This window comes from Streptomyces sp. JW3 (genome assembly GCF_052216785.1).
In the GTDB taxonomy this organism is placed as follows: domain Bacteria; phylum Actinomycetota; class Actinomycetes; order Streptomycetales; family Streptomycetaceae; genus Streptomyces.
The window spans coordinates 1-23,548 of record NZ_JBQOUX010000089.1; the positions used below are offsets into that span (position 1 = coordinate 1).

Genomic DNA, 23,548 nt, shown 5'->3' on the forward strand with positions numbered 1-23,548 from the left:
GTGACTGACGTCAGTCACAGACAACACCACACGCCTGAGTACGAGGAGCACGACATGCGCGTTTTCGTCACCGGAGCCTCCGGCTGGATCGGCTCCGCCGTCGTCGACGAACTGCTCGCCACGGGTCACGAGGTCACCGGCCTGGCCAGGTCGGACGCCTCCGCCGCAGCCCTGGAGGCGAAGGGCGCCCTGGTCCGCCGCGGCGACCTGGACGACCTGGACGGCATCCGGCGCGGCGCCGAGGCCGCCGAGGCCGTCATCCACCTGGCCAACAAGCACGACTGGGCCGACCAGGCGGCCACCAACGCGGCCGAGCGGAGCGCCGTGCAGACCATCGGCGACGCGCTCGCCGGCAGTGGCCGGACCTTCATGCTCGCCTCCGGTGTCGCGGGGCTCACGCAGGGCCGGCCCGCCACCGAGGACGACCCGAGCCCGTTCCACGGCCCCGACGCGCCGCGCGGCGGCACCGAGAACCTCGCCCTGGAATTCGTCGAGCGCGGTGTGCACAGCGTGAGCCTGCGGTTCTCGCCGACCGTGCACGGCACCGGCGACCACGGGTTCATCTCGCTCATCACCGCCGCGGCCAAGGAGAAGGGCGTCTCCGCCTACCCTGGCGACGGGACCACCCGGTGGGCCGCGGTGCACCGGACCGACGCCGCCCGGATGGTCGGCCTCGGCCTGGCGAAGGCCCCGGCGGGCTCCCGGCTGCACGCCGTCGCGGAGGAGGGCGTCAGCAGCCGCGCCATCGCGGAGGCCATCGGCCGTGCCCACGGTCTGCCGGTCGTCTCCGTCGACCCGGCCGAGGCGCAAGCCCACTTCGGCTGGATCGGCGCCTTCTTCGCCATGGACCTCGCCGCGAGCAGCACCGCGACGCGGGAACTGCTGGGCTGGACGCCCACCGGGCCGACCCTGCTGGCGGACATCGACGCGGGGGCCTACGGCGCCAAGTGACGGCCCCGTGACGACAGAGGCCAATTTCAATACCGGTATAGTATGGCCGGTATTGAAATTGGCCTCTGTTGACACCGAGAAGGACGCCACGTGATCGAGATCCTGAACCCCGCCCTGCTGACCCGCGCCGAGGACACGGGGGCGCTGGTCGCCGACATCCTGCACACGCTGCGGCGGCGCAGCACGGTCGGCACGAACCTGCTGGACATCGACCGGTGGGCCAAGGAGATGATCGTCGAGGCGGGGGCCACGTCCTGCTACGTCGACTACGCGCCGTCCTTCGGGCGCGGCCCGTTCGGCCACTACATCTGCACGGCCGTCAACGACGCCGTGCTGCACGGCCTGCCGCACGACTACGCCCTGGCCGACGGTGACCTGCTCACCCTCGACCTCGCCGTACTGCGGGGCGGGGTCGCCGCGGACGCCGCCATCAGTTTCCTGGTGGGAGAGGCCCGGCCGACGCAGAGCGTCGCGCTGATCGAGGCGACCGAACGCGCCCTGGCGGCCGGGATCGCCGCGGCCCGGCCGGGGGCCCGGATCGGCGACCTCTCGCACGCCATCGGTACGGTGCTGAGGGAGTCGGGATACCAGGTCAACACCGAGTTCGGCGGGCACGGCATCGGGTCGACGATGCACCAGGACCCGCACGTGCCGAACACCGGGCGGCCCGGCCGCGGCTACCCCCTGCGCCCCGGGCTGCTACTGGCCTTGGAGCCATGGGTCATGGCCGACACCGCCCAGCTGGTCACCGACGCCGACGGCTGGACACTCCGCAGCGCGACGGGCTGCCGCACGGCCCACACCGAGCACACGATCGCCATCACGGAGGACGGGGCGAAGATCCTCACCTTGCCGAGCGTGACCATGCGCTGAGGAACTGGCGGGCACCACGCGGTGCGGGGCCGTCGCCCTCGGCCAGGCCGGGGAGAGGACCGGTTCGCTGGGTGACGGCCCGTTCCGGACACCGCTCGACGGGCTGATGGCGTCGTCCACGGCGGCCCGCGAAACTCGCCGGAGGGCACTCGGACACGAGCACTATCGCGTTCTGCGGACATCGCGATAGTATCGCGTCCGGTGGGGCGTTGGCCGTCAGCGTCCCACCGCATCGACGAGTTTCCGAGGAGCCCCATGGCTGCCCTGCTCTCCCCCCTCCTGGACCTGCTGACGCTTCAGGGCACGGTCACCGAGACCGAACCTGTCGCCGCCCGACTCCGTCGCCTGCGCATCGAGGGCGAGGCCCTGTCCGGGCTGACCGTCCGCCCCGGACAGCAGGTGAAGGTCGCGGTCGGCGACGGGCTGACCCTGCGCACGTACTCGATCTGGCGCTACGACCCGGAGGGTGCCGTCGAGTTGTGCGTGCTGGATCACCCCGGGGGCGGTCCCGGAGCGCGGTGGGGGAGCGGCGCCGCAGTCGGCGACCGGGTCCGCATACGCAAGCCGGAAGGGACGTTCACGCTGCGGCCCGACGCCGCGCACCACGTGTTCGTCGGGGAGGAGACCGCGTCGGTCGCCTTCGGCGCGATGCTGGGCGCACTGCCCGACGGGGCGCGCATCTCCGGCTGCATCGAAACGGAGACGGCCGCCGACCGGCTCCCCCTGCCGTACTCGGACCGCCTCGATTGGACCATCAGGAAGGACACTTCACTCCCGGACGCGGTGCGGCGCCTCGCCCCTGAGCCGGGCGGGATCGCGTACGTCGCCGGGGAGGCACGGACCGTGCAGCACGTGCGGCAGGTACTCGTCCGAGAGGCCGGATGGGACCGGCGGGCGGTGCTCACCAAGCCGTTCTGGGCACCGGGCAAGCGCGGGCTGGAATAGGGGGCCCATCCACCTGTTGGAGACGCCCGAGAGCGAGTGGCTCGCCTACACCATCCACGTCCGCGACTCCAAGGACGAGGACGGCCCCCGCCTCTCCCTCTCCCCCACCGCCCGGGAAGACGTCGTCACCCCGCTGCGTGGGTGACACCGTCCCGCAGCGCCCCCAGCACCGCGCGACCCTCAGTTGCCGACCGGCTGCGGTGCCTCCGCGGCCGGTTCGGCACTGGGCACCACCGCCGCCTCCGCCGCCTTCTCCCGCAGGTGCGCCCGGATCGAGTACGCCAGCGCCGCCGCCCACAGGGCGAACAGAGCGACGTAGAGGAGCACCGCGGGGGTGCCGGACACCCCGGCCCAGTCGCTGTTGACCAGTGTGCGGACGTTGGTGACGATGATGACGCCGCCGACCGCCGAGCCGAGCACCCGGGGCGGGAAGATGCGCACCAGGAACGCGGCGATCGGCGCGGCGATCAGGCCGCCGAGGAGGAAGGCCAGCACCCAGGTCCACTCGATGCCCTGGGAGCCGAGGGAGAACAGGAAACCGAGGCTCGCGGCGATGGCGACCAGGAACTCGCTGGTGTCGATGGAGCCGATCACCTTGCGGGGCTCCATCCGGCCGCTGGCCAGCAGGGCGGGTGTGCCGACCGGGCCCCAGCCGCCCCCGCCGGTGGCGTCGAGGAAGCCGGCGACCAGGCCGAGCGGGGTCAGAAAGCGGCGGCGCAGCGGCTTGCCGAGGCGGTCCTTGGGCAGGCCGCGCAGGGTGAAGCGGGACATCACGTACAGGCCGAGGCCGAGCAGGATCAGGGACATCACCGGCTCGGCGACCTCGGTGGACAGCTTGGACAGGACGGTGGCGCCGAGGAAGGAGCCGACCGCGCCGGGGATGCCGATCCTGGCGACGACCTTCCAGTCGACGTTGCCGAAGCGCCAGTGCGAGGCGCCGGACATCAGGGTGGTGCCGATCTCGGCGAGGTGCACGGTGGCCGAGGCGGCGGCCGGGTTGGTGCCCATCGCCAGCAGCAGGGTGGTGGACGTGACGCCGTAGGCCATGCCGAGGCTGCCGTCGACCAGTTGGGCGCCCAGGCCCGCGAGGGCGAGCAATATCAGCGTGCGCATGGCGGTCCCGCCGTCCTCTCGATTTCCCTTGCTTTCCCATCGGAGTGGTAGGAAAGCACCGCCGGTGATGGTAGGACACCAACCTGAGCGGGACCTGAGAGGCCAAAGACACGCCTGGGACACCCCTTCCCAACTGGTCATATGACCATCGGGGGGTCTCCTGTACAGAATGGGGCCGCACATGAACAGCGCATGAACCCGCGCCGACGGCGGCGCTCGATGGGAGGCGCTCCCCTTTGGAGCTGACCAGACGTACCTTCAGCGCCCTCGCCGGCACCACCGTTCTCGGTCTCGTGCTCGGCGGCGGGAGCAGCGGCGCGGCGCCCGACCCGGCCGGCCGGACGGTGCCGACCGGTCCGCCGCCGCCCCGGCCCCGGGCCGACGGGGTCCGCCACCAGGTCGGCCGGGACCGGTACTCGCTGCTGGTCGACGGTCGGCGGCTGGTGCTGTGGCCCGGCGAGTTCCATCCGTTCCGGCTGCCCAGCCCGTCCCTGTGGCGGGACGTGCTGGAGAAGATGCGGGCGCACGGCTACAACGCGGTCGAGGTCCCGGTGGCCTGGAACGTCCACTCCCCCGCCCCGGACCGCTACGACTTCACCGGCGTCCGGGACCTGGACCTGTTCCTGCGCACGGCGGCCGGCACCGGTCTGTACGTCGTACTGCGCCCCGGTCCCTACCTCGGCGCCGACCTGGACGGCGGCGGGCTGCCGGGGTGGCTGGCGGGCACCGGCGCCCGGCCGCGCACCACCGACGCCGGGTATCTGCGGCACGCCGACGCCTGGCTGACCCGGGTGAACGCGACGGCCCGGCGGCACCTGTACACCCGGGGCAAGGGAACGGTGCTGCTCTACCGGCTGGAGGCGGCCCGGGACGCGGCAGAGCACGCGGCCGACGCCCGGACGCTGGCCCGGCACGTGCGCGCGAAGGTGCGGGCCGACGGGATCGACGTACCCCTGGTGTCCGGGGACACGACGGTGCGGCGGACCGCCGGGCCCGAGGAGGAACGGCGGCTGCGGCTGGCGGGGCTCGGCGCCGGGACCGCCGTACCGGCCGGGTCGCTGGCCTTCGGCGGAATCACCCCGGGCTGGCTGGGCGCGCCGCCGCTGCCCACCCGGTACGACGAGGGGGCCGCCATCGACGGCGGCCGCAAGGCGACGTCCCGGCTGGCGCCGGTCCATCAGCTCGGCCAGTTGACGCGGTACGTGCCGGACCTCGCCCGGCTGCGGGAGGCGGGGCGGGTGCGGGCGGGCGACCGCCGGGTGAGCGTGCGGCACCTGGCCAACCCGGACACCGGCAGCCAGGTGTACGTGCTGCGCAACGACTCCGACGCCGAGGTCACCACCACCCTGCCGGGCACCGCCGTCGCCGCGCCGGTCAAGGTGGCCGCGCGGGACGCCAAGCTGCTCGCCACCGGGCTGCCGATGGGCGGGGAGCGGCGGCTGGCGTACTCCACCGTGCAGCCGATGATGTTCCTGAGCGACGTGGGCGGTCAGGACATCGCGGTGTTCGCCGGGCCGCACGGCGAGAGCGCGCAGGTGGTGCTGGAGTGCCCGAGCGAGCCGGAGACGATGCGGCTGGACGCGGAGGCGGCCTGGGCGTACGACCACGGCCGGCTCAACGTGAGCGTGCCGCTGGGCATCGGCGGGCTGGCCCGGGTGTCGGTGGCGGGCGGCGGCTCGGACCGGACGCTGATCCTGCTCTTCGCCGACGACGCCACCTCGCTGCGGATGTGGCCGTACGAGACCGGCTCCGGCACCTTCCTGGTGTACGGCCCGGCGCTGCTGCGCGGCGTGGTGACCAAGGGCGCCACCGCGCACCTCACCGGGGACGTCCGGGGCGCGACCGGGCTCGAGGTGTGGGGGCCGGCGGGGCTGACGTCCCTCACCTGGAACGGCACCGCGCGGCCGGTGAACGTCAGCCGGGCGGGCAGCCTGACGATCGAGGGCCTGCTGCCGGCCGCGCCCCAGGTCGTGCCGCCCGCGCTGGACGGCTGGCGGCGGCGGACCGGTAACCCGGAGTCCGCCCCGGACTTCGACGACACCGACTGGACCCGCGCCGACCGCACCGAGTCGTACGCCGCGACGCCCGTGCCCGCCGGGCGGCCGGTGCTCTTCGCCGACGACTACGGCTGTTCCTACGGCGACCTCTGGTACCGGGCGCGGCTGACCGACGCCGCCGGTCTCACCTCGGTGACCCTGTCCCACCGCACCGGGCCGGACGGTCTGGTGCTGGCCTGGCTGGACGGGGAGCCGCTGGGCGGCGGGCGCGGGACGGCGGGCGAGGAGAAGACGGTCCTCGAACTGCCCGGGAAGCTGCGGGACCGGTTCACGGACCGGGCGCAAAGCGCTGTGCTGGCCGTGCTGGTCCGGCCGGGGCCGCACGACGACCGCGGGACGGCGCGCGGGCTGACGGCGGCCGGCTTCGCCGGGGCCGCGCCGCGGGCGGCGTGGCGGATACGGGGCGCGGCGGCGCCCGACCCGGTGCGCGGGCCGTTCAACAACGGCGGGCTGTACGGGGAACGGGAGGGCTGGCATCTGCCGGGCCTCGACGACCGGGGCTGGGCGGCGGCGGAGTCGACGCGCGTCGGGCGGCGGCAGGGCGAGACCTGGTACCGGACCGGTTTCCGGCCCGACGTACCGGCGGGTGTGGACGCCTCGTTCGGGCTGGTGCTGGAGGGCGGCGCCGGGCGCGCGCAGATCTTCCTCAACGGCTGGAACGTCGGCCAGTACGCCCCCGGCGAGGACGGCGCCCAGCACACCTTCGTGCTGCCGAACGGCATCCTGCGCCCCCGGGGCGACAACACCCTCGCACTGGCGGTGCTGTCGCAGGGCACGGCGGAGGCCGGGCCTGAGACGGTACGGCTGACGGTGCTGGGGGCGGCGGCCGGAGGGGTGCCGGTGCAGGCGGTGTCCGCCCCCGGCCGCCGGTGACCTCAGCGCAGCCGGATCACGTTCCAGGACAGCGGCTCCAGGGCGGCGGTCAGCCGGCCGTCCCGGAGCGCCGTGCCGGTCACCGGGTGCGGGGCGACCCGGTCCGGTTCGGCGAGCGTGTTGCGGGCCTCGGGGTCGGCGTCCGCCAGCGCGCTGTGCTCGACGACCTCGCTCAGGTCCAGGCCGTTCAGCGCGACGTCGAGGGGCAGCGCGTCGGTGCGGGACCGGTTGACGGCGAAGACGGTGACCGTGCCGTCCGCGGCGCGCACCGCGGTGGCGTGCAGCAGGTCGGTCTCGCCGTACTTCTTCGTCTCGTACGTCGGTGAGTCCACCCGGACGTCGAGGACCTCGCCGCGGCCGTACTTCGACGCCTGGGCGAAGGGGAAGAAGGTGGTCTGGCGCCAGGCCGGGCCGCCCGGTTCGGTCATGATCGGGGCGATGACGTTGACCAGCTGGGCGAGGCAGGCGACGGTGACGCGGTCGGCGTGCCGCAGCAGCGCGATGAGCAGCGAGCCGAAGACGACGGCGTCGGTGACGCTGTAGTTGTCCTCCAGGAGGCGGGGGGCCTCGGGCCAGTCCAGGGCGGCGACCTCGGCCTGCGACCGCTCCATGTACCAGACGTTCCACTCGTCGAAGGAGAGGTTGATCTTCTTCTTGGACTTCAGGCGGGCGCCGACATGGTCGCAGGTGGCGACGACGTTCTCGATGAACGACTCCATGTCCACGGCGGAGGCCAGGAAGGAGTCGACGTCGCCGTCGTGCGGCTCGTAGTAGGCGTGCAGGGAGATGTGGTCGACCAGGTCGTAGGTCTCCTTGAGGACGGTCGCCTCCCACTCGGCGAAGGTGTCCATCGACTGGCCGGAGCTGCCGCAGGCGACCAGTTCCAGGTCCGGGTCGATCTGGCGCATCGCGCGGGCGGTCTCGGCGGCGACGCGGCCGTACTCCTCGGCGGTCTTGTGGCCGGTCTGCCAGGGGCCGTCCATCTCGTTGCCCAGGCACCACAGTTTGATGCCGAAGGGGTCCTTGTCGCCGTGTTCGACACGGCGGTCGGACAGCGCGGTGCCGGCCGGGTGGTTGGCGTACTCCTGGAGTTCCAGGGCCTCGGCGACGCCGCGGGTGCCGAGATTGACGGCCATCATGGGTTCGGCCTGCGGGCCGATCTTCTTCAGGAACGCGATGTACTCGGAGAGGCCGAAGCGGTTGGTCTCCGTGGAGCGCCAGGCGAGGTCGAGGCGGCGCGGGCGGTCCTCGACGGGGCCGACCGAGTCCTCCCACTTGTAACCGGAGACGAAGTTGCCGCCGGGGTAGCGGATGGCGGTGACGCCGAGTTCCCTGACCAGGTCCAGCACGTCCTGGCGCAGGCCCGCCTCGTCGGCGGTGGGGTGGCCGGGTTCGTGGATGCCGGTGTAGACGCAGCGGCCGAGGTGCTCTACGAAGCTGCCGAAGAGACGGGGGTTGACCTCGGCGACGGTGAAGGCGGGGTCGAGGGTGAAGCGGGCGGTACGCATCTTTTCCTTTCAGAGAAGGGAAGGGAGAACTCGGCCTACTGGCCGGCGAGACCCGTGTGGGCGACGCCCGCCACTATCTGGCGCTGGAAGAAGACGAAGACGATGATCAGCGGGAGGCCCGCCATCAGGCCGCCGGCCATCAGCTGGGCCCACTGGATGCCGTAGGAGTTCATGACGGTCGCGATGCCGTTGGGCATCGTCATCAGGTCGGGGTTGTTGGTCACCATGTACGGCCACAGGAAGTTGTTCCAGGAGCTGATGAAGGTGAAGATGCCGACCGCCGCGAGGGAGGGGCGGGACAGCGGCAGGATGATGGTGAAGAAGACCCGCCAGCGGCCCGCGCCGTCGATGAACGCGGCCTCCTCCAGTTCGCGCGGGACGCCCTGGAAGAACTTGTAGAGGATGTAGACCATCGCGGCGGGCGCGCACTGCGGCAGGATCATGCCCCAGTAGGTGTCGACCATCCCCATCTGCTGGACCGTGGTGAACAGCGGGACGCCGAGCACGGCCGGGGAGATCATCAGGCCGGCCATCACCACGCCCATCAGCAGGTTCTTGCCGCGGAACTCGGTGCGGGCGAAGCCGTAGCCGGCCAGCGCGGCGACCAGCACCACGACCGCGGTCACGCAGACCGACACCACCAGGGAGTTCACGAACCAGTTGGTGATGTTGCCGTTCTCGAAGATGGCCGACCACGCCTGGCCGGTCCAGTCCCTCGGCAGCCAGTGGGTGGGCACCTCCACGGACTCGGTCTCCGACTTGAGCGAGGTGAACAGCGCCCACAGGAGCGGCGCGAGCATGACCGCGGAGACGGCCGTCCCGAGCAGGGTGAGGACGATCTGGCTGGGGGTCCAGGACCGCTTGCGGGTGTGTACGGCGGTGGTCGTCATCGGCCGCCCTCCTCACGGTTGCGCAGCAGCCACATCCGCCCGAGCGCGACGGCCGCGATGAGCACGAAGAAGATGATGGAGATCGCGGAGGCGTAGCCCACGCGGTAGCTGGTGAAGCCCTGTTCCAGGGTGTACTGCACGAAGGTGCGGGTGGAGTCCTCCGGGCCGGTGCCGAAGTCCATCATCACCACCGCCTGGTCGAAGACCTGGAGCGAGGCGAGGATCTGGAGCGCGATGACCAGGCCGGTGATGTTGCGCAGCATCGGCAGGGTGATGTGCACCATGCGGTGCCAGGCGTTCGCGCCGTCGAGCCGGGCCGCCTCGTAGAGGTGGGCGGGGATGCCCTGGAGGGCGGCCAGGTAGAGCAGGAAGCTGAAGCCGACCGTCCACCACAGGGTGCAGATGACGACGGCGAACATGGCGTACGACTTGTCGGTCAGCCACGGTGTCTCCAGGCCGAAGACGTGGTTGATCATGCCGTTGCCGGGGTTGAACAGCCACTGCCACAGGTTGCCGGCGACGGTGGACGGCAGCAGGAACGGCAGGAAGAAGCAGAGCCGCCACAGCCATTTGCCGCGCTCGATGTGGTGGGCGAGCATCGCCAGGAGGAAGGCCAGGACGGTGATGCAGGGCACCACCAGGAGGGTGAAGAAGGCGCTGTGGCCGAGCGCGTCCCACATCAGCGGGTCGTCCAGGGCCTCGCGGTAGTTGTCGAGGCCGACGAAGTGCGCGGCGTCGCCGGAGATGTTGGCGTCGGTGAAGCTGAGCCACAGGCCGCGCAGCAGCGGCCAGACGACGAAGAGGGCGAACAGCAGCAGGAACGGGGCGACGAACCAGCCGCCGTGCTGGAAGCCCTGCTTGCGGCGGACGGTGGCGCCGGCCGCGGCGGTCTTCGCGCGGGCCGGGCGGATGACGGTCTCAGCGCTGGTCGTCGTCATGCGACCGCACCTCCCTCGGCGGCGGTCTTGCCGTCCATCGGGTTCTTCATGGCGAGCAGCGTGGCCAGGGTGCTCTTCATCCTGCGGGCGACGGCGTCCGGTTTGGCGGAGCCGGTGGTGGAGGAGACGACGATCGGGCCGACCCGCTGGGCGAGGATGCCGGTGGACCCGGCGAACCACACCTTGGGCTCGGTGGCCTGGTGGTCCATCGCCGTGACGTACTCGTTCTGCGGCTGGAGTTTCCGGTACGCGGCCGTGGTCAGGGTCGGGGTGTAGGCGGGGATGTGGCCGCCGGCCGCCCACTGCCTGGCGTGTTTCACGACGTAGGCGGCGAGGCGGTGGGCGCCCTCGTTGGTGGCGCCGCCGCGGCCGGACTGGTGCGGCAGCACGAAGGAGTGCGACTCGGCGTGGGTGGCCTGCTTGCCGAAGACCGGCGGCAGCGGCACCGCCCCGTACTCGACCTTCGCGGTGTCGAAGACCGGCACCGACCAGTTGCCCTCCCAGCAGAACGGGGCGCCGTTGACGAACTGCTCGGCGCCCGCGGTGCCGCCGTAGCCCGCGTTGGCGTACCCCTCGGTGAGGTGCCGGCGCAGGAACTCCAGTACCTGGGTGGCCTTGTCGGTGTCGAAGGTGACCTCGGTGTTGTCGGCGCTGAACCAGGTGCCGCCGAGCTGCGTGTAGAAGGCGACGAAGAACCACCACTGGAAGTTCTGGTCGCTGTGCCACAGGCCGATGGTCTGCAAACCCTTCTTGGTGGCCGCCCTGGCCTCCTTCAGTACGCCGAACCAGTCGTCGACGGAGGTGACCGGCACCATGCGGCCGTCGGCGCCGAGCAGGCCCGCCTTCCTCAGCACGTCCTTGCGGTAGAAGCAGAGCTGGACGTGGATGTCGAGCGGCAGGGCGTAGAGCTTGCCGTCGATGACGGCGCGCTTCCACAGCTCCGGGTTGAAGTCCTGCTCCCGCACGCCGTACTTGGCCAGCAGGTCCATGTCCCACGGGTCAAGGAGGCGGCCCGGCGAGAAGCCGGTGACCCGGCCCAGGTGCATCACGCCGAGGTCGGGCGCGCGGTTGCCCGCGGCGGCCATGGCGAGCTTGGTGTAGAAGGGGCTGCCCCACTGGAGGGTGGAGTCCTTCACCTCGATGCCCGGGTTCTCCTTACGGAAGGAGTCCAGCATCGCGATCATGTTGTAGCCGTCGCCGCCGCTGAAGAGGTTCCAGTAGCGCACGCGGGTGTCCGCACCGGAGGCGAGCGCGTCGGCCCCGGTTCCGAGCGCCGCGAAGCCGAGGCTTCCGGCGACCGTCAGCCCGCCGAGTCCGGCGAGCAGTTGCCTGCGATTCAGGCCAGGTCGTCCCATGCCCTGCCCCATCTGTCCGTTGGTGACCGGGCGCACCGGTCACCGGTCGCACGGTGCCCGTCGTTCGGTATGTCGAATGCCGCCCGTAACTTCGAACGGACCGTAAAGTCGAACGCCTTGCGCGTCAATGGGTTGGACACGATGACGCGCACATCCACAGGCGCGTACGCTCTGGAACCCCGCCGCGCGGCGGGGCACCGAAGGGGGTGCGAAGGTGGATCTCGCGGTCCTCAGCGAGTTCTACACGGACTTCTGGTGGATCCCGGCCACCGTCCTGGCCGCCGCCCTGGCGATCAAACTGCCCACGATCATCCGCTTCCGGGCCGACCCGACGCTGCGCGCCGTCGGCGGTCTGCTGCTGCTGGCCTGCGCGGTGTTCGTGTTCGTCGCGCCGTCCACCATCGCCCGGGTCAACCGGCTCACCGGCGTGCCCAACATCTCCGCGCCCTGGGTGTACTCGCTGCTCACCGCGTTCTGCGGGTCCTGTCTGCTGCTGATCATCGCCTGGCGGGGCGGGCTGTCCGACCGCTCGGCCGACACCCGCCGGGCCACCCGCTGGGTGGTCTCCGTCTACTCGGGTGTGATCGTCGCCCTGTGGGTGCTGTTCGCGCTCGCCGACGCGCCCGTGGAACGGCTGCGGGACCTGGACACCTACTACGCCGGTACGCCGTTCATGCGCGAGATGATCCTGCTCTACCTGCTCGCGCACACCACGGCCGCGCTCATCACCTCCCGGCTGATCCGGAACTGGATCCGCACCGACGGCCTCGACGCCTGGCTGCGCTGGGGGCTGAAGTTCCTCGGCGCCGGCTACGCGATGAACCTGCTCTTCGACGCCGCCAAGCTGACCGCCGTCGTGGCCCGCTGGATGGGCCACGACCTGGACCGGCTCAACACCGACGCGGCCCCGGCGGCGGCCTGCGGCTCCGCCGTGCTGATCGCGGTCGGCTTCATCCTGCCGCACGCCGGGCAGTACCTGCACGAGCGGTGGCGGATCCGGCTCGCCCACCGCCAACTGCGTCCGCTGTACGTCCTGATGCGCTCGGCGGTCGGCGACCGCGCCGGTTTCGTCTGGCGGGCCAGCCCCGAACTGCGCCTGACCCGCCGCGAGACGTTCATCCGGGACGCGCTGCTGCCGCTGGCCCGCTCCCTCGACGAGGACCTGCGCCGCCGGGCCTACGACGCCGCCGTCGCCCTCGGCCATCCGCCGGGCCGGGCCCGGGCGCTGGCCGCCGCGGTGGCCGTCCTGGACACGGTGCGGGCCGGGCGGCCCGCCCGGGACGGCGACGGCGGCACCGGGGACGGCGGCACCGCCGAACTGCTGCGGGAGATCGGCGCCGTGTCCCGGGCCCTCGGCCGCCCCGACGACCTGCGGGCGGTGCGCGCCCGCGCGCTGTTGCCCCGCGATCCGGTGCGGGCGGCGGAGTGAGTGTGGAGATCGCGGAGAACTGGCCGAAGGGCCGGCCGGCTTGGCATATTGCGGGGGTGACCGTGCGACGTCCGGGCGGTCGGGGCGCGAGGGGAGAACGGTTGCGCAAGAGCAGGCAGATGCGTCGCCTCGCCGACGCGCTGATCGACCCGATCCGGGTGCCGCTGCCCGCCGATCCCGAGGTGCTGTTCGAGGCGCTGGTGGAGTCGGTCGCCGCGTGGCGCGGCCGGGAACTCGTCGTGCGCCGCGAGACGTTCCCGCCGCACACCGCCAGCGGGCTGTGGCTGGAGGGGGCGGACACCGACGTGGTGGTGGTCGACCGGCGGGCCGCCGTGTGGCACCAGATCGTCATCCTGTGCCACGAGGTCTGGCACATGAGCCGCCGGGACGCGGACGCCCCGCCCGCCCCCGGCGACGCGCCCCGGCCCGCCGCCGCCCGCACCGACTTCGGCCTCGCCGAGGAACAGGACGCCGACCGCTTCGGCATGCTGATGGGCCGCCGGCTGCGGACCTGGCTGGAGACACCCGAGGAGACCGGGTACCCGGGCCCGGACCCGGGCTCGGGCTCGGGCTCGGACGCCGCAGGGCTGGCCGGCCGGATCGGGGCCGCGCTCAATTACCGGGGGCCGGGCGGATGAGTACGGCGGTCGATCCCCGCGGCTGGGCCCGGCGGCCGAGCACTGCGGATGGGCCCGGCGGACGGGCCCGGCGGCCCGGAGTCGCGGATGGGCGCGGCGGCCGAGACCGGGAGCGGCGCGGCGGCCGAGACCCGGAACGGCGCGGCGATCGAGACCCGGAACGGCACTGCGACCGAGACCCGGAACGGCACTGCGACCGAGACCCGGAACGGCACTGCGACCGAGACCCGGAACGGCGCGGCGATCGAGACCGGGAGCGGCGCGGATGAGTACGGCGGTCAACTACCTGAGCTGTGCCGTCCTGTGGATCGGTCTCGCGGTCAAGGCGCCGGACCTGGTCCGGCACCGGCACGACCCCTACCTGCGGGCGATCTGCGCGGTGCTGGGGCTGGCCGGGCTGTGCTTCTTCCTGGGCGCCCCGCCGACGGTCGGCGCCGTCAACCGGCTCGGCGGCGTGCCCAACCTGGCCGCGCCGCTGACCTACGCGTCCATCACCGCGTACAGCGCCGCCTCCCAGGTGCTGATCGTGTACTGGCGCGGCGGCCCGGCGGTGCACCGGGTGGCCCGGCGCTGGATCCTGGCGTACACCGGTGTCGTCGTCGGCATCGCGGTGACCTTCGCGCTGGGCGAGGCGCCGGTGGAACGCCGTACCGACCTGGACACCTACTACGCCGGCACGCCGTACCTGCGGGAGATGATCCTGCTCTACCTGGCCGGGCACCTCGCCGCCGTCGGGGTCACCGCGCGCTCCGCGCTGCGCTGGGCCCGGCAGGTCGGCGCCGGACCGCTGCGCACCGGACTGGCCGTGCTGGGCGCCGGCAGTCTGTGCGCCGCCGGGTACAGCGTCGCCAAGCTGGTCGCGGTCACCGCCCGCTGGACCGGCCGGGACTGGTCGGTGCTGGTCACCGGCGTCTCCCCGGCCGCCGCCGGGCTGGGCGCGCTGCTCACCGTCACCGGGGTGCTGATCCCGCTGGCCGTGCCGCGGGCGGCCGAGTGGCGCCGGGCCCGCCGGGCCTACCTGCGCCTCGCACCGCTGGAACGGACCCTGGAGGAGGTCATCGACCGGCGCGCGCTGCGGCTGCCGCGGCCGCGCTTCGCGTCCCCCGCGACCCGGCTGATGTGGCGCCAGACCAGCATCCACAACGCGCTCAGCCACCTCGACGCGCACCTCGACGACGCCCTGTACGACCGCACCCGGCGCGCGGTGCTGAGCGAGACCCGCGACCCGGACCGGGCCGAGGCGCTGGCCTGGGCGGTGATCATCACCGGCGCGGTGGAACGGGACGCGGCCCGGCCGGCCGCCGCCCGGCCGCCCGGCGCCCTCCGGGTCCCCGGGCCGCAGGCCCTGGTCCGGGTCGCCGACGTACTGTCCGGGCCGCTGCCCCGCGCGGTCGCCGCCCGGGCCCGGTCCGCCGCCGTGACGGGCAGCGCGTGACCGCGGCGACACCGGGCGGACGGAGACCGCGGTGAGCGCCGTCGTGTACGCGGCGGCCCTGGTGTTCGGCCTGTCCTGCGTCGTGCTGCTGCGCCGGCCCGGCACCGCCGTGCGCAACCCCCCGGTGCTGTCCACCTGCGTCGCCATCCTGCTCGGCGCCCTCGTCCTCGCCTGCTCGGCGCCGCTGACCCTGGCCACCGTCAACGACCTCACCGGCGTCCCCAACTTCGGCGCGCCGCTGACCTACGGCATGCTCTCGGCGTACAGCTGCTCGCTGGTGGTGCTGCTGATCGTGTGGCGGGGCGGGCCCGCGGACCGGGTGCGCCGCCTGGTGCTGGGCACGGTCGCCGGGTACGCCCTGCTGGTGGTGGCGCTGGTGGTGCTGTTCGTGCTGGCCGACGCGGACACCGAGCGCCTCGCCGACCTGGACACCTACTACGCGAACACGCCGTACCTGCGGGAGATGATCCTGCTCTACCTGGCCGGGCACACCGCGGCGATGGTCGCGATGTGCGTGATGTGCCTCAAGTGGGGCCGCGAGGTCACCGGCCTGCTGCGCACCGGGCTGCGGCTGATCCTGGCCGGCGGGCTGCTCGACACGATCGGCTTCCAGGCCGCCAAGTACACCGCCGTCGCCGCCCGGCTCACCGGCCACGACCTGGACTTCCTGTCCACCTACGTGGCCCCGCCGATGGCCTCGCTGGGCGCGCTGACCTGCTCCGCCGGGTTCGTCCTGCCGCGGCTGCTGCCGAGTGCCGTGGCGCACTGGCGGGGCCTGGGCGACTACCGCCGGCTGGCCCCGCTGGCGGCGCTGCTGCGCTTCGTGCCGACCGCGCCCAAGCCCGCCGCCTCCTGGTGGCGCTCCCCGCGCGAGCGCCTCCAGTGGCGGGAGGTGTCCATCCACGACGCGCTGCTGGCGCTCGCCCCGTACTTCGACGACCGGGTACGGGTCCGGGCCCGGGACGCCGCGCTGCGCGCGGGCCGCACCGCGCACCAGGCCCGGCTGGCCGCGGAGGCGGCGATGCTCACCGACGCGGCCCGCCGCGCCGCCGCCCGCGAGGACCCGCTGGACACCCCGAGCACCTACCGGCTGCGCGCCACCGAGGTCTCCGGCCCCGGCGGCCTGGTCGAACTGGCGGAGGCGATGACCCGGCGGCCCACGGTGCGGTGACCGCCGGGGCGGGGAGTGACGGGGTGCGGGGGTGCGGGCTGCCGGGGCACGGGCTGCGGGAGTCCGGGCTGCCGGGGCACGGGCTGCGGGAGTCCGGGCTGCGGGGGCACGGGCTGCCGGGGCACGGGCTGCGGGAGTCCGGGCTGCGGGAGTCCGGGCTGCCGGGGCACGGGCTGCGGGAGTGCGGGCTGCGGGAGTGCGCGCAAGGGGAGTTGACGCCGCCGAGCTGACGGACCCGGCTGCCCGGCCTACCCGGCGGCGCGCTGCCCGAGGGTACGGTGAGGGCCGCCCACGGCTGCCACGGGGGCGGGGACCGGACCCGAGGAGACCCATGTCGCGTAGAGCTGTCGTCATCGGTGCCGGACTGGCCGGTCTGCTGGCCGCGGCGGCCCTGTCCACCGCCGTCGACGAGGTGATCGTGCTGGAGCGCGACGACCTGCCGGACGGCCCGGCGCACCGCCGGGGCGTGCCGCAGGGCCGCCACGCGCATCTGCTGATGGCCGGCGGGCTGGCCGCGATGGACGGCCTGGTGCCCGGCCTGGACCTGCGCGCGCGGCTGCTGGCGGCCGGCGCGCGGGAGATATCGCTGGCCTCGGGCATGCTGGCGCTCAGCCCCGAGGGCTGGCTGCGCCGCTGGCGCCGCGAGGGACCGCACATGGTCACGTGCAGCCGGGCGCTGCTGGACTGGGCGGTCCGGCGGGCCGTCCTCGACCGCGCCACCGGCGTCACCGTCCGCCACGCCGACGTGCGGGGCCTCGCGGGCGACGCGCGGCGGGTGACCGGGGTGCGGATCGCGGCCGGGACGGGGACGGCGGACCTCGACGCCGACCTGGTGGTGGACGCGAGCGGCCGCGGCTCCCGGCTGCCGCACTGGCTGCGCGACCTGGGCGGGCCCGAGGTGCGGGAGCGGACCGTGGACGCCGGGCTGGTCAACGCCACCCGGGTGTACCGGACGCCGCCCGGCGCGGAGCGCTTCCCGCTGACCATCGTGCAGGCCGACCCGTACGCCGGCCGGCCCGGCCGCAGCGGCATGGTGCTGCCGATCGAGGACGGCCGCTGGATGGTCAGCCTGGCCGGCACCCGGGGCGGCGAGCCGCCCGCCGACCCGGACGGCTTCCTCCGCTACACCCTGGACCTGCCCGACCCGATCGTCGGCCGGCTGATCTCCGGCGCCGAACCGCTCACCGACGTCCACGTCAGCCGCTCCACCAGCAACGTACGGCGCTATGCGGAACGGGCCCGGCGGTGGCCCGAGCGGTTCGTGGTGCTCGGCGACGCGCTGGCCGGCTTCAACCCGGCCTACGGACAGGGCATGTCGGTGGCCGCGCTCGGCGCCCGGGTGCTCGGCCGCGAGGTGCGGCGCGGCGGCGTGGACGTGCCGGGGCTGGCCCGGCGGGTGCAGCGCGGGGCGGCCCGGCCGGTCGACGCGGCCTGGGCGATGGCGGTCAGCCAGGACGTCCGGTACCCCGAGGCGCGCGGCGGGCGGCCGAACGCCGCCGACCACCTGGTCGCCGCGTACACCCGGCGGCTGACGAAGACGGCGACCGGCTCCTACCCGGCCGCCGCCGCCCTGTGGGACGTGACCAGCCTGCGCACCGGGCCGGGCCGGCTGCTGCGCCCGGACACCCTGCTGGCCACCCTCGGCGGCCCCGCGCTGCCGCCCGCCGCCGAGCCGCCGCTGACGGCCGGCGAGCGGGAGGTGCTGCGCGGGCTGGACCGGGTGGACGCCTGACGGGCCGTCGGCTCGAACCCGGCAGGCGCGCGCCCCTCCGTCGGACGACGGCCCGTCAGCCCGCGTAGGCGGGCTGCGCGAGTCCCTTCCCCGCGTCCGGCACCACCAGGACCGACCCGGCCAGCGGGTGCGGGGCGGTGAGGCCGGTGCGGGCCGTGGTGACGTACAGGTCGGTGAGGCCGGTGCCGCCGAACGCGCACGCCGTGCCGCGCGGCACCGGCAGTTCGACGACCTTGTCCAGCCGCCCGTCCGGCGTGTACCGGCGGACCGCGCCGCCGTCCCACAGGGCCACCCACACACAGCCGTCGGCGTCGACGGTGAGCCCGTCCGGGAAGCCGGCCCCGTCCTCGACCTCGGCCAGGGTGCGCCGCCCGGAGATCCGGCCGCCGGCCAGGTCGTGGTCGAAGACGTCGATGCGGCGGGTCGGGGAGTCGACGTAGTACATCAGCCGTCCGTCGGGGCTCCAGCCGGTGCCGTTGCTGACCGCCACGTCGGCCAGCACGGTGGTGTGCGTCCCGTCGGCGGTGAGGCGGGCCAGCGTGCCGCCGCCCGGCGCCTCGTCGTAGCGCATGGTGCCGGCCCACAGGCTGCCGTCCGGGGCGACGGCGGCGTCGTTGGCGCGGCGGCCCGGGACCGCCTCGCGGTGCGCCATGCGCAGCGAACCGTCCGGGTCGACCAGCCCGATGCCGCCTTGCAGGTTGAGCACCAGACCGCCGCCCGCGCGCGGCTTGGCGGCGCCGACGTGCTGCTCGGTGGTGCGGACCGTACGGCGTCCGGTGGCCGGGTCGTAGGTGTGCACCCGGCGGCCGAGGATGTCCACCCAGATCAGCCGTGCCGCCGCCGCGTCCCAGGTGGGTCCCTCCCCCAGCTCCGCCTGGGCCCGTACCGCCACTTCCACTGCCGCAGGGTGGGTCATGCCGCGCTCCGGTGTCCGAGGTGTTCCGACAGGTCCGCCGCGCCCTTGGCGGCGAGTTGCTCCAGCTCCGCGCGGCGCTCGTCGCTCCAGCGGATCATGGGGACCGAGATGGACAGCGCCGCCACCACCCGGCCGGTGCGGTCCCGGACCGGGGCGGCGACACAGCTGACGTCCGGGTTGGACTCCCGGCTCTCCACCGCTATGCCCCGCGCCCGGATCTCGGCGAGGGCCGCCCGCAGGTCGGCCGGGTCGGTGATGCTGTTGGACGTCATCGCGGCCAGTTCGGCGCCGTCCGGGAACCGGGCCGCCAGCTCGTGCTCGGGCAGCGAGGCCAGCAGCATCTTGCCCACCGAGGTGCAGTGGGCGGGCAGCCGCCGGCCGGCCGCCGACACCATCCGCACCGCGTGCGTGGAGTCCACCTTGGCGATGTAGATGACGTCGGTGTCCTCCAGGATCGCCACGTGCACCGTCTCGTCGCAGGTCTCGGCGACGGTCCGGGCCACCTGCTGCCCCTCGGCGGCGAGGTCGAGGTGCTCGGCGTAGCGCGCCCCGAGCTGGTAGGGGCGCACCCCGAGCCGGTACCGTCCGGGCTGTCCGGACACCGGGACGAGGTACTTCCGGGCGGCGAGCGTGGTGACCAGCTCGTGCACGGTGGTGCGCGGCAGTTGGAGCCGGCGCACGATGTCGGGGGCGGAGAGTGTGCCGTCCCCGTCGAGGAAGAGCTCAAGGATGTCGAGAGCCCTGGTCACAGCTGGTACGAGACGTCCCATGTACGGCTCCCCCTCTCTCTGTGTGTCTCTCTGTGTGCGCCGCATTCACCATGAGACGCGTTCGAGATTTCAACAAACGATCGGCATGACGAACAAAGGCTAACCGCAGGGATTCCGTGCGGGCAACGGCCCGGCGCCCCGGTGCGCGACCATGACCGTATGACGCCCGCCGACTTCCAACTGGTGCTGCTGCGCCGTATGGCCGACCACAACCCGGACCTGGTGGACGACGCCCGCCGGGCGCTGGGCGCCTCGCTCACGGACCTGCGGGAGGCCAGCAAACGCTGGCAGGCGATGCTCCGTTCGCCCCGGGCCCGCTCGGCCGCGAGCCGTTACCGTTCCGTCCTGGGCGAGCCGGAGTCGACGGCCGCCCGCCGCATCGGCGACCTGACCTGCGAGGCCCGGCTCTGGCCCGTCCCGCTCTGGCCGGACCTGCGCTTCGAGGTGCTGGTCGCGGCGGACGGCGCGGTGTGGAACGAGTGGCTGGTCCGCGCCCCCGGCGCCCCCGCCCCCGCCCTGCGCACCCTCGCCGACCTGGCACCCTGGTCCTGCACGGTCGACGAGGCGGCCCGCGCCTTCGCCCCGGCCCGCCCGCGCCAGGGCTCGGCCCCCACCCTCCCCCACTTCGTGGGGGGACCCCCAGGGCCTGTCCTTCACGGCCCCGGACCCGGACGGCACCCCGCACGAGGTGGCCGCCGAGTTCACCTGGGGCCTGCTGCAACGCACCGATGTCAGCGACCGGCGGCCTTGAGCACCGCCTCGACCACCCGGGGGACCGACTCCGGGTGCAGCCACAGGAACAGATTCGGCTCGACCAGCTCCAGTTCCATCACCCGGGACGACCCGTCCTCCCCGGTGACCAGGTCCACCCGCGCGTACAGCACCTGGTCCGCGCCCGGTACGGCGGCCAGGGCCCGGCGGGCGGCGGCGGCCTCCTCCAAGGTCGGCTGCCACGGCTCCAGCCCCGGATGGGACACCTTCCGCTCGTCGAAGGCCGTACCGGGCGCCAGCACGGCCCCCTTGCGGCTCGCGTGCAGCAACTCGCCCCCGAAGTACAGCAGCGCCCGCTCCCCGCTGGAGTCGACGGCCCGCACATACGGCTGCACCATCGCGGTCAGCCCCTCGGCGTGCATCCGCTCCAGATGCCGTACGGCGGTGGCGTGTTCGCCGGGTGTGTAGCGGGCGGCGTACCGGGCGCCGGCGCCGGCGGCCGGTTTGATCACGTACTCGTGGTCGGCGGGGAGGTCGGGGGTCTCGCCGGGGGCGACGTACCGGGTGGGGACCACGGGCACCCCGGCCGCCGCGAGATCCCCGAGATACCGCTTGTCGGCGTTCCACCGCACCACTGCGGCGGGATTGGCCAGCCGCGGCACGCGCTGGGCCCAGGCGACGAACTCCGCCGCCCGCCAGCTGTAGTCCCAGGTCGACCGTATGAGCACCAGATCGAACGCGGCCCAGTCCACCCCCGGGTCGTCCCACACTTCGACGGACACCTCGGCCCCGGCGGCACGCAACGCGTCCGCCAGCACCGGCAGATCACGGTCGACACCGACCTGGGGACCGGGACGGCAGGTGACGAGGGCTGTGCGGGGCATGGGGACTCCAACCTTCTACGACGGTCCGACCGCTCGGCAGGCTAACAAGTGGAGCCCTCGTCCCCGGGCTCCCAGTCCAGCAGCCGGACCTTCGCCACCGTGCGGACATGGCGGCGCATCGCCGTGGCCGCGCGGCGCGGGTCGGCGGCGGCGACAGCGTCCAGGATGGCGCGGTGCTGGGCGAGCGAGCGGGCCGGGCGGGCCGGCTGGCGCAGCGACTCCGTGCGGCTCTCGGCGATCTGGGGGGCGATGGAGCGCATGAACTCCGCGAGCAGCGAACTGTGCGCCGCCGCCGTCACCGCCGCGTGGAACAGCCGGTCGCCTTCGGTGCCGTGGCCGCCCGCGTCGATCTCGGCGGACATCACGTCGAGCGCGGTGCGCATCGCCGTGAGGTCGGCGTCGGTGCGGCGCTCGGCGGCCAGTTCGGCGAGTTTGGTCTCCAGGGCCTCGCGGGCCTCCAGGACGTCCGGCAACCGCCGGCGGCGTTCGACCATCTCCTCGACCGGTTCCACGTCGAGGCTGTCGCGGACCAGGTAGGTGCCGCCGCCGTGCCGGGCCTCCACCAGGCCCTGGACCTCCAGGACCACGATGGCCTGCTTCACCGAGGCCCGGCTGACCCCGAGGCGCCCGGCCAGGTCCCGTTCGGGCGGCAACCGGTCGCCGGCCCGCAGGCCGCCCTCGGTGACGTACTGCCGCAGCCGCTGGAGCACTTGCTCGTACAGGCGCTGGCGGGGCATCGGGCGCAGGGCGTCGGTCACGGTTCCCCCTCTCCGTGCGAGGTTAACACCGGGCGGTGAAGTGGCCGAGTGGTCCAGCCACTTCATGCGCGACCCCTTGACGGGAAGCGGCGCCGGGACCACGCTGACCGGGCCGGCCGACCGTCCCGAGTGGCTCAGCCACTCAGCCAGTTCTACCCGCCCGCCCGCCCGCCAGCCAGCCAGGTCATCGTCGGGAGCCCGTATGTCCCCCGAACTCGTCTCGATCCTCGTCCTCGTCGTGGTGTTCGTCATCGCCACCACCCGTTCCGTCAACATGGGCGCCCTCGCCTTCGCCGCCACCTTCGGGGTCGGCACACTGGTCGCGGACCTCGACGCGGACGGCATCTTCGCCGGGTTCCCCGGTGATCTGTTCGTCGTCCTGGTCGGGGTGACGTACCTGTTCGCCATCGCGCGGGCCAACGGGACCACCGACTGGCTGGTGCACGCCGCCGTGCGGCTGGTGCGCGGGCGGGTGGCGCTGATCCCGTGGGTGATGTTCGCCCTCACCGGGGCGCTCACCGCGATCGGCGCGGTCAGTCCGGCGGCCGTCGCGATCGTCGCGCCGGTCGCGCTCAGCTTCGCCACCCGGTACGGGATCAGCCCGCTGCTGATGGGCACGATGGTCGTGCACGGCGCCCAGGCGGGCGGGTTCTCGCCGATCAGCATCTACGGGTCGATCGTCAACGGGATCGTGGAGCGGGAGAAGCTGCCGGGGAGCGAGATCGGGCTGTTCCTCGCCTCGCTGGTCGCCAACCTCGTCATCGCCGGTGTGGTGTTCGTGCTGTTCGGGGGGCGGAAGCTGTGGGCGCGGGGGGCCGTGGAGACGACGGGCGGGGGCGGCGGCGGCACGGCGGGCGGAGCCGGCGGCACGGCGGGTGAGGGCTCGGCGGGCAGGGGCGAGGGCTCGGCGGGCGGTGCCGCCCCCGCCGCCGTTCCCGCCCCCGCCGCCGTCGCCGTACGGGCCGGGGAGGACATCGCCGCCGCGCCCAGCCGCCTCACCCCGGCCCGGATCACCACCCTCGTCGCGCTGGTCGCGCTGGTCGTCGCCGTCCTCGGCTTCGATCTGGACGCCGGTCTGACCGCCGTCACGCTGGCCGTGCTGCTCAGTACCGCCTGGCCGGAAGACAGCCGGCGGGCGGTGACCGAGATCGCCTGGTCCACCGTGCTGCTGATCTGCGGGGTGCTGACCTATGTCGGGGTGCTCCAGGAGATGGGCACCATCACCTGGGCCGGCGAGGGCGTCGGCTCCATCGGCGTACCGCTGCTGGCCGCCGTGCTGCTCTGCTACATCGGCGCGCTGGTGTCGGCGTTCGCCTCCTCGGTCGGGATCATGGGGGCGCTGATCCCGCTGGCCGTGCCGTTCCTCGCGCAGGGCGAGATCGGGGCGGTCGGCATGGTCGCGGCGCTCGCGGTGTCGGCGACGGTGGTGGACGTCAGCCCGTTCTCGACCAACGGGGCGCTGGTGCTGGCGGCGGCCCCCGACGTCGACCGTGATCGTTTCTTCCGGCAGCTGATGCTGTACGGAGGAGTGGTGGTGGCGGTGGTGCCGGCCATGGTGTGGCTGGTGCTGGTGGTGCCCAACTCGTAAGCGGAACGAAGGA

At 73.6% G+C, this 23,548-nt stretch carries 21 protein-coding genes and 1 pseudogene; 13 read left to right on the forward strand and 9 right to left on the reverse strand.

Features of this window, described 5'->3' with window-relative positions:
- The first annotated feature begins 54 nt into the window (after window positions 1–54).
- The 4 genes from ACTT8P_RS28600 (at window position 55) to ACTT8P_RS28615 (ending at window position 2,914) form a co-directional block, all read left to right on the forward strand.
- The gene (locus ACTT8P_RS28600; protein WP_442834653.1) at window positions 55–951 is read left to right on the forward strand and encodes an SDR family oxidoreductase; all 897 of its coding nucleotides are present in this window, start codon (window positions 55–57) and stop codon (window positions 949–951) included.
- A gap of 90 nt (window positions 952–1,041) precedes the next feature.
- On the forward strand, window positions 1,042–1,824 hold the full coding sequence (map, locus tag ACTT8P_RS28605) for a type I methionyl aminopeptidase (protein WP_442834654.1): 783 nt from the start codon (window positions 1,042–1,044) through the stop codon (window positions 1,822–1,824).
- A 255-nt stretch (window positions 1,825–2,079) separates the two neighbouring features.
- The gene (locus tag ACTT8P_RS28610) at window positions 2,080–2,769 is read left to right on the forward strand and encodes a siderophore-interacting protein (protein ID WP_442834655.1); all 690 of its coding nucleotides are present in this window, start codon (window positions 2,080–2,082) and stop codon (window positions 2,767–2,769) included.
- Window positions 2,770–2,785: 16 nt separating this feature from the next.
- On the forward strand, window positions 2,786–2,914 hold the full coding sequence (locus ACTT8P_RS28615) for a DUF397 domain-containing protein (RefSeq protein WP_442834656.1): 129 nt from the start codon (window positions 2,786–2,788) through the stop codon (window positions 2,912–2,914).
- Between the two features lie 35 nt (window positions 2,915–2,949).
- Here the strand turns inward: ACTT8P_RS28615 and ACTT8P_RS28620 are convergent, their stop codons facing one another.
- Window positions 2,950–3,882, reverse strand: coding sequence for a sulfite exporter TauE/SafE family protein (locus ACTT8P_RS28620; protein ID WP_442834657.1), 933 nt, complete (start codon window positions 3,880–3,882; stop codon window positions 2,950–2,952).
- 236 nt (window positions 3,883–4,118) lie between these two features.
- Between ACTT8P_RS28620 and ACTT8P_RS28625 the strand changes: the two genes are divergently transcribed.
- Window positions 4,119–6,812 (forward strand): beta-galactosidase, encoded by a 2,694-nt coding sequence (locus ACTT8P_RS28625; protein WP_442834658.1) that lies wholly within the window; start codon window positions 4,119–4,121, stop codon window positions 6,810–6,812.
- Window positions 6,813–6,814: 2 nt separating this feature from the next.
- On the opposite strand, the gene arfA is transcribed toward ACTT8P_RS28625, so the two are convergent.
- Genes arfA through ACTT8P_RS28645 form a run of 4 tightly spaced genes read right to left on the reverse strand, consistent with a single transcriptional unit; the run spans window position 6,815 to window position 11,503 of the window.
- The gene (gene arfA, locus ACTT8P_RS28630; RefSeq protein WP_442834659.1) at window positions 6,815–8,320 is read right to left on the reverse strand and encodes an arabinosylfuranosidase ArfA; all 1,506 of its coding nucleotides are present in this window, start codon (window positions 8,318–8,320) and stop codon (window positions 6,815–6,817) included.
- A gap of 35 nt (window positions 8,321–8,355) precedes the next feature.
- Window positions 8,356–9,210 (reverse strand): carbohydrate ABC transporter permease, encoded by an 855-nt coding sequence (locus tag ACTT8P_RS28635; RefSeq protein WP_442834660.1) that lies wholly within the window; start codon window positions 9,208–9,210, stop codon window positions 8,356–8,358.
- Window positions 9,207–10,148 (reverse strand): carbohydrate ABC transporter permease, encoded by a 942-nt coding sequence (locus ACTT8P_RS28640; RefSeq protein ID WP_442834661.1) that lies wholly within the window; start codon window positions 10,146–10,148, stop codon window positions 9,207–9,209. The genes ACTT8P_RS28635 and ACTT8P_RS28640 overlap by 4 nt, the downstream gene beginning before the upstream one ends.
- The gene (locus ACTT8P_RS28645; protein ID WP_442834662.1) at window positions 10,145–11,503 is read right to left on the reverse strand and encodes an extracellular solute-binding protein; all 1,359 of its coding nucleotides are present in this window, start codon (window positions 11,501–11,503) and stop codon (window positions 10,145–10,147) included. Before ACTT8P_RS28645 ends, ACTT8P_RS28640 begins: the two co-directional genes overlap by 4 nt.
- 214 nt (window positions 11,504–11,717) lie before the next feature.
- On the opposite strand from ACTT8P_RS28645, the gene ACTT8P_RS28650 reads away from it, so the two are divergent.
- The 6 genes from ACTT8P_RS28650 (at window position 11,718) to ACTT8P_RS28675 (ending at window position 17,908) form a co-directional block, all read left to right on the forward strand.
- Entirely contained in the window at window positions 11,718–12,932 is a 1,215-nt protein-coding gene (locus ACTT8P_RS28650) for an MAB_1171c family putative transporter (protein WP_442834663.1), read from the forward strand.
- Between the two features lie 101 nt (window positions 12,933–13,033).
- Window positions 13,034–13,570, forward strand: a complete 537-nt coding sequence (locus ACTT8P_RS28655) for a toxin (RefSeq protein ID WP_442834664.1) — start codon at window positions 13,034–13,036, stop codon at window positions 13,568–13,570.
- A 265-nt stretch (window positions 13,571–13,835) separates the two neighbouring features.
- The gene (locus ACTT8P_RS28660) at window positions 13,836–15,005 is read left to right on the forward strand and encodes an MAB_1171c family putative transporter (protein WP_442834665.1); all 1,170 of its coding nucleotides are present in this window, start codon (window positions 13,836–13,838) and stop codon (window positions 15,003–15,005) included.
- 31 nt (window positions 15,006–15,036) lie between these two features.
- A complete protein-coding gene (locus ACTT8P_RS28665; RefSeq protein ID WP_442834666.1) occupies window positions 15,037–16,176 on the forward strand; it encodes an MAB_1171c family putative transporter in 1,140 nt (379 codons plus the stop codon).
- Entirely contained in the window at window positions 16,173–16,406 is a 234-nt protein-coding gene (locus ACTT8P_RS28670; protein WP_442834667.1) for a hypothetical protein, read from the forward strand. The genes ACTT8P_RS28665 and ACTT8P_RS28670 overlap by 4 nt, the downstream gene beginning before the upstream one ends.
- 101 nt (window positions 16,407–16,507) lie before the next feature.
- Entirely contained in the window at window positions 16,508–17,908 is a 1,401-nt protein-coding gene (locus tag ACTT8P_RS28675; protein ID WP_442834668.1) for an NAD(P)/FAD-dependent oxidoreductase, read from the forward strand.
- Between the two features lie 55 nt (window positions 17,909–17,963).
- On the opposite strand, the gene ACTT8P_RS28680 is transcribed toward ACTT8P_RS28675, so the two are convergent.
- Together ACTT8P_RS28680 and ACTT8P_RS28685 are read right to left on the reverse strand one after the other, a co-directional pair.
- A complete protein-coding gene (locus ACTT8P_RS28680) occupies window positions 17,964–18,824 on the reverse strand; it encodes an SMP-30/gluconolactonase/LRE family protein (protein ID WP_442834669.1) in 861 nt (286 codons plus the stop codon).
- Window positions 18,821–19,594 (reverse strand): IclR family transcriptional regulator, encoded by a 774-nt coding sequence (locus tag ACTT8P_RS28685; RefSeq protein ID WP_442834670.1) that lies wholly within the window; start codon window positions 19,592–19,594, stop codon window positions 18,821–18,823. The genes ACTT8P_RS28680 and ACTT8P_RS28685 overlap by 4 nt, the downstream gene beginning before the upstream one ends.
- Window positions 19,595–19,753: 159 nt before the next feature.
- On the opposite strand from ACTT8P_RS28685, the pseudogene ACTT8P_RS28690 reads away from it, so the two are divergent.
- Window positions 19,754–20,345, forward strand: a pseudogene (locus tag ACTT8P_RS28690) (hypothetical protein).
- Here ACTT8P_RS28690 and ACTT8P_RS28695 read toward each other — a convergent pair.
- Both ACTT8P_RS28695 and ACTT8P_RS28700 read right to left on the reverse strand, forming a co-directional pair.
- A complete protein-coding gene (locus tag ACTT8P_RS28695) occupies window positions 20,326–21,189 on the reverse strand; it encodes a hypothetical protein (protein WP_442834671.1) in 864 nt (287 codons plus the stop codon). The pseudogene ACTT8P_RS28690 and the gene ACTT8P_RS28695 sit on opposite strands and share 20 nt — an antisense overlap.
- 41 nt (window positions 21,190–21,230) lie before the next feature.
- Window positions 21,231–21,947, reverse strand: a complete 717-nt coding sequence (locus ACTT8P_RS28700) for a FadR/GntR family transcriptional regulator (protein ID WP_442834672.1) — start codon at window positions 21,945–21,947, stop codon at window positions 21,231–21,233.
- A 202-nt stretch (window positions 21,948–22,149) separates the two neighbouring features.
- Between ACTT8P_RS28700 and ACTT8P_RS28705 the strand changes: the two genes are divergently transcribed.
- Window positions 22,150–23,535, forward strand: a complete 1,386-nt coding sequence (locus ACTT8P_RS28705; protein ID WP_442834673.1) for an SLC13 family permease — start codon at window positions 22,150–22,152, stop codon at window positions 23,533–23,535.
- Window positions 23,536–23,548: the final 13 nt, after the last annotated feature.